6 protein-coding genes are annotated in these 6,505 nt (G+C 37.4%); all 6 read left to right on the top strand.

The window, feature by feature from the left end:
• Positions 1-413: 413 nt before the first annotated feature.
• Entirely contained in the window at positions 414-1,244 is an 831-nt protein-coding gene (locus AC1WHX_RS09620; protein WP_022390510.1) for a MotA/TolQ/ExbB proton channel family protein, read from the top strand.
• Between the two features lie 19 nt (positions 1,245-1,263).
• Complete coding sequence (locus AC1WHX_RS09625) at positions 1,264-1,881, top strand: ExbD/TolR family protein (RefSeq protein WP_270738098.1); 618 nt, start codon at positions 1,264-1,266, stop codon at positions 1,879-1,881.
• 24 nt (positions 1,882-1,905) lie between these two features.
• Entirely contained in the window at positions 1,906-2,571 is a 666-nt protein-coding gene (locus AC1WHX_RS09630) for an ExbD/TolR family protein (protein WP_009319146.1), read from the top strand.
• Between the two features lie 27 nt (positions 2,572-2,598).
• The gene (locus AC1WHX_RS09635; protein WP_009319145.1) at positions 2,599-3,429 is read left to right on the top strand and encodes an energy transducer TonB; all 831 of its coding nucleotides are present in this window, start codon (positions 2,599-2,601) and stop codon (positions 3,427-3,429) included.
• A 353-nt stretch (positions 3,430-3,782) separates the two neighbouring features.
• Complete coding sequence (locus AC1WHX_RS09640) at positions 3,783-4,736, top strand: PstS family phosphate ABC transporter substrate-binding protein (protein WP_423766813.1); 954 nt, start codon at positions 3,783-3,785, stop codon at positions 4,734-4,736.
• Between the two features lie 29 nt (positions 4,737-4,765).
• Positions 4,766-6,418: a tetratricopeptide repeat protein gene (locus AC1WHX_RS09645; protein ID WP_303117155.1), complete on the top strand. Its 1,653-nt coding sequence runs from the start codon at positions 4,766-4,768 to the stop codon at positions 6,416-6,418.
• The last annotated feature ends 87 nt before the right edge of the window (positions 6,419-6,505 follow it).

Here is a 6,505-nt window from a genome sequence, read left to right on the forward strand (position 1 = left end):
GAAATTCGTTATCTGAAAATTTTTTATGGTAAGAAAAACACTAATTTAAAGTTTATATTTGAAAATAATCCTATATAAGCTTGCTGACAAAAAAACCGCATAATTTTTTTCTTTGAAAATAATGTACTACATTTGACCCACAAAAGTTGCTTTAATAGCGGTATTCTTTGGAAAATTTGGAAAAATGCCATGTAAAACAATATCCTGCCTGAGGTTCCGTTGTTTTATAAAATAGGTGTTGTTTCGAGGCTGCCGATATTGCAAATATGAAAAAACGGTTTTTTATTGCGGAATTTGAAGAACACGGAAGATTAAAAGCTCTTTAAATAGCGTTATAGGAACTCAAAATAATAAAGAAAATAAATTATCAAACTATTTTAATTTAACAGTCAACCACTTAGAATTTTTTTATTATGGAAACTAAAAAAACTGAAACTAAAGCTAAAGCTAAAAAGAAAACATTTCGTGGCATTGAGTCTGCATTTCTTGTGATTGTAGCATGCTTTATTATTGCTTTGTGTATTTTCCATTTCATCTTGGGAAATCCTGCAAACTTTATGGATAATGATCCTACGGGACACCCGCTGCCTGGAAATATGTTGGGTACTATCTATAAAGGAGGTGTAATCGTGCCTGTTCTTCAAACTTTGTTACTTACCGTATTGGTATTGAGTGTTGAACGTGCATTCGCTCTTATGAAAGCTAAAGGTAAAGGAAGCACAACTAAATTTGTTGAAAACATTAAAGCTGCTTTGGCAGACGGTGATATTCAAAAAGCTCAAGCTATTTGCGACAAACAACAAGGTTCTGTAGCAAGCGTTGTTACTTCGGTGTTGAAAAAATATGCTGAAATGGAAGCTAATGATACTTTGACTAAAGAACAGAAACTTACTTACATTCAGAAAGAAGTTGAAGAAGCTACCGCTCTTGAGTTGCCGACATTGGAACAAAATCTTTCGGTTGTGGCTACGATGACAACATTGGGTACGTTGACCGGACTTCTCGGAACTGTGTTAGGTATGATCAAGGCGTTCGCCGCTTTGGCAAATGCTGGTGCTCCCGACTCAATCGCTCTGTCAACCGGTATTTCCGAAGCACTTGTAAATACTGCTTTCGGTATCGGTACTGGTGCGTTAGCTGTTATTTCTTATAACTTCTTTACCAGCAAAATCGATAAAATTACCTATGCTATTGATGAAGTAGGTTTCTCTATCGTACAAACTTATGCAGCAACTCACAAATAATTAAAGACCTGTTGAGATTATGCCAAAAATAAAAGTAAAAAGGAAAAGCACGTTCATCGACATGACGGCGATGAGTGACGTGACTGTACTTTTGCTTACGTTTTTTATGTTGACCTCTACTTTCGTACAGAAAGAACCCGTACAAGTAGCGACTCCGGCATCTGTTTCGGAAATTAAGATCCCCGAAACAAATATATTGCAGATTCTGGTAGATCAGAAAGGTAAGATCTTTATGAGTCTGGATAATCAGGATAATCGGGTCGATGTATTGCAAAATGTAGGCAGAGAATACGGTATTGAGTTTACTCCTGAAGAGATCAATAAATTTAAACTGATGAATTCTTTCGGAGTTCCTCTTGCCCAGATGAAGTCTTTTTTAGCTCTTCCGACGGACAGGCAGGACGCTATCTTGAAAGATTACGGGATTCCTATCGATACGACGGCCAATCCTTCTAACGAGTTTAAAGCTTGGGTTAAAACGGCAAGGAATGTAAACGGAGATTTGAGAATTGCAATTAAGGCGGACAGAACGACTCCTTATTCCAGAATAAAAGAGATTATGTCATCTTTACAGGATATTAGGGAGAATCGTTATAATCTGATTACTACGCTTAAGAGTATTCCCGCAGATAATTAATAATAGTCATAAAGGAAAAATATTATGGCAGAAGTACAACAAAAAGATAACGGGGGAGGCAAAGGTAAGCAGAAGAAGATGACGATTCGCGTGGACTTCACTCCTATGGTGGACATGAATATGCTTTTGATCACATTTTTCATGCTTTGTACATCATTGAGTAAGCCGCAGACGATGGAAATCAGTATGCCTTCCAATGATAAGTCTATTACAGAAGAAGACCAGACGAAAGTTAAAGCATCTCGTGCTATTACGTTGATTTTGGGAGGAGATGACCGAGTATTTTATTATACTGGTGAGCCTAATTATGAGGATTACACCTCATTGAAAGAAACTACGTATGAAGCCGATGGTCTGAGAGCTATGTTGATGGGACGTAATGCAGATATCGTTGCCAAAATAAAAGCTTTGAAAGCTGAAAAGTTGGAAAAGAAATTTTCAGATGAAGAGTATAATGAAAGGGCGATGAAGATCAAGGATGTAAATACTGCTCCCGTAGTAATGATAAAGGCAACAGATGATGCGACTTATGAGAATCTTGTAGATGCTCTTGATGAGATGCAGATTTGCAGCATCAGTAAGTATGCGATTGTTGATATAACCGAAGGTGATGAGTTTTTGTTGGATAACCTTGAACAGAAAGGAAAACTGACGGAAAATATCGATCGGGATCAAGTTAAGAAAAACTAATTAGTACTCATTTAAAAAAGAAGAAAAATGGCAAAAATAGATTTAACTTCGAAAGAATGGTGCGATTTGGTTTTTGAAGGACGTAATAAGAGCTATGGAGCATACGATTTGCGTATGACTTCTTCGAAACGACATAATGTTGCAATGCTTATTATATTGATTGTAGCAGTTGTAGGTTTCTCGCTCCCTTCTTTGATTCGTATTATGACTCCTGAAAAAGTAGAAGATTTTACAGTTACAGAAGTAACACAGTTGTCAGATCTTCCTAAAGCAGAAGTCAAGAAAAACGAAGAATTGAAGCCGATGGCTCCGACGACTCCTCCTCCTCCTTTGAAGAGCTCTATCAAATTTACGGCTCCGGTCATAAAGGATGATAGTGAGGTTTCCGATGAAGAAGATATCAAATCGCAGGATGAATTGGCAGCTAACAGTAAGATCGCTATTTCTATCGCCGATGTAAAAGGTAATGATGAGATAAACGGACAGGATATTGCGGATTTCAAGGAATTCGTTCAGCCTGAAGCTCCAGTAGAAGAAGAAAAACCGTATCAGGCTGTAGAACAGATGCCTCAGTTCCCTGGTGGTGAAGCAGCATTGCTGAAGTTTATCAATGAAAAGATCAAATATCCTATTCCTGCACAGGAAGCGGGTATTCAGGGACGTGTGGTAGTACGTTTCGTAGTTTCTAAAACCGGTGAAATCAAGGATGTAACGGTTTTGAGAAGCGTCGAATCCTCTTTGGATAAAGAAGCAGTACGAGTTATCCAAATGATGCCTAAATGGATTCCGGGGAAACAGAACGGTAATAATGTTGCTGTTTATTTTACAGTTCCTGTAGTGTTTAAACTTATGCAGTAAGATTGTTGTTATTATATTAACAATATCACCTAAAATACTCCGCACCTCTATGTCTCCAGATGTAGGGCTGCGGGTATTTTAGATTAAATACCTATAGTTATGGAAACAGAAAATGATCTTCAAAAGCCACAGAAACCCAAAAAAAAAATTAATATGGGTTATATTTTCGGGATATTTATGATCCTGATTTACTTTGGGATGGCTTATCTTTTAATCTTCACACCTCTTTTTGAAAACACTTTTTCAGAAATATTTCGGTATAGTATAGGAATTGTTTTCGCAATATATGGTATCTTTAGGGCCTATAGACAAATTAGAAACCAGAGGTATAGTTAGGAGATTTTATAATGAAAATAAAAAGATCGTTTTGTCTTTCAGTTTGTGCGGTATTTATCTTTGCTGGGATTTTTGCAGCATGTAACTCCTCTAAGAAAAAAGGGATTACCGAAACCCCTACGTCAGGACTTATCAAAATAAGTGCGGACCAAACCTTTGAGCCGATTATGGAGCAGGAGATAGATGTTTTTGAAGGACTATATCCTAAAGCTAATATAATACCGGTTTATGCCGATGAGGTGGATGTTATAACCTCTCTCTTGCAAGATAGTGTGAGATTGGCAGTTACGACTCGGAGGCTTTCTCCGAAAGAAGTAGAGACTTTGAATGCCCGGAAACTTTATCCGAAAGAAGTAAAAATCGCTACGGACGGAGTCGCCCTTATCGTAAATAAAGCAAATCCTGATACATTGATTACTATGGACCAGCTTCGGCGGATTCTTACGGGAGAAGTTACGGAATGGAATCAGGTTTATCCTGAATCTAAATTAGGTAAATTGCAACTTGTATTCGATAATCCGAATTCGAGTACGGTGCGTTTTGCAATAGATTCTATTTGTGCGGGAAAACCTTTGTCGAAGAATCTGAATGCTCAGGATAACAATGAAAATGTAATCGATTATGTTTCGGAAGTGCCTAATGCTATTGGTGTAATCGGAGCTAGTTGGATCGGAAATAAAAATGATTCGACGCGTCTCTCTTTCTCAGATAGAATTACGGTGATGGGTGTCAGTCGGGATGATGTAGCTTATCCATCGAACAGTTATCAGCCTTATCAGGCTTATTTGGCAATGGGATTATATCCATTGACCAGAGATGTTTATATAATAACTACCGATCCCAAAAGCGGTTTGCCAAGTGGGTTTACAACATTTGTCGGATCGGATAAAGGTCAGCGGATTATTTTGAAGACCGGGATTGTTCCGGCGACACAAGCAATCCGTATCGTAAACGTGAGAAAAAATTTATAATAATAATATAATAGAAAACTATAGAAATTATGCGAACTAAGTCAATGTTACTTGCTTCTTTCCTTTTTGTTGGAGGGGTGGTGAGTTCTGCTTTTGCAGAATCGTATACGGATGGTATCGAATATTTTAAATCAGGACAACCTGACAGGGCGAAGATCATTTTGGATAAAACTTTGAATGACCCGTCTACTAAAAAGGCCGAAGCATATTTTTATTTAGGGGAAATTTATTCGGGAATGAATAAATTGGATTCTGCCGGAATGTATTATGACATGGGCTTGCAGGCAGATCCTCTTTATCCTTATAATTCGATCGGTAAGGGTAAATTGATGTTGAAAAATAATAAAAAAGAGGCTGAAGCTCTTTTCAAAGCTGTAATCAAATCGGATAAAAAAAATCCGGAGATTTATCTGGCCATTTCAAAAGCATATTATGAAAATGTAATGCCTGAATATCAGAAGTATTTGGACAAAGCCTTGGATGCAGATAAAGAGTATGCTCCTATTTATGTATTCGAGGGTGATATTTTGGTTAAAGATAAGAAATATGGCGAAGCGTGCGGTTTTTATGAAATGGCACAAAACTTCGATGAAAACTGTCTGGAAGCTTATGTGAAATATTCGAATATTTATTTCCCTATTAATGCGAGTCTTGCTATCGCCAAGTTGGAAGATCTGTTAAAATTGAAACCTAATTCTGCTATTGCACAACGCGAATTGGCCGAAGCATATTTTAAGGATAGCAAATATAATCAAGCGGTAGAAGCTTATGCACGTTATATGGCTAATCCCAATCATTTCGAAAGCGATCAGTCTCGTTATGCAGCACTGCTTTTCTTTGATAAGAAGTATCAAGAATCTCTGGATCTTGTAGATAAAATGATTGTAAAAAATCCAAATGATTTTATTTTGAAACGTTTGGCGATGTATGACAATTATGAGCTGAAAAATTATGATAAAGCTCTCACTGCAGCAGAGACATTTATGAATACTCCGGGAAATCCCCAATTCAATACGCAAGATTATATTATTTATGCAAATATATTGATTGAAAACAAATTGGCGGATAAAGCTATTCCGGTATTGGAAAAAGCTATTTCTCTCGATCAGGAAAAAATCGAACTTTATAAGGAATTGAGCGAAGCTTACCGTGCTGCCGGAGATATGCTGAAAAGTGCTGATGCATATAATGAGTATATGAAACGTAATCAGGATGTCAGCCTGACAGATTACTTCTTCTTGGGTACGATTTATTATCGTGCCGCTTCTGCCGAAGCACCGGCTGCCGAAGCTACTCCGGAAGAAAAAGCAGCGAAACTTGCTATTCAAAAACCGATATATCAAAAGGCTGATAGTTTTTTTGCTATTGTAACAGAGAGAGCTCCGGAAGACTATCGTGGATATTTGTGGAGAGCCCGTTCGAATTCCGGTCTTGATCCTGAAACGACAGAAGGATTGGCAAAGCCATATTACGAAACTTTATTGACTGTTCTTGAAAAGTCTCAAAATCCGAATAAGGCGGCGTTATTGGAGGCTTATAAATATATCGGTTTCTATAATTATCAAAAAGAGTATGCTGCAGGAAAGAATGTCTATCCTGAAACTCGCAAATGGTGGAGTAAGATGTTGACTGTCGATCCGAATAATGAGATCAAAGCTCTTTTGGATCAACTGCCTCAATAAAAATCATTTTCTTTCGGAATCGTTCCGATAATTAGGGATATTCAGTAAATGTCCCTAAAAAATAAGATGGCATATGAAGATGATGGC

This window comes from Coprobacter sp. (assembly GCF_982436375.1).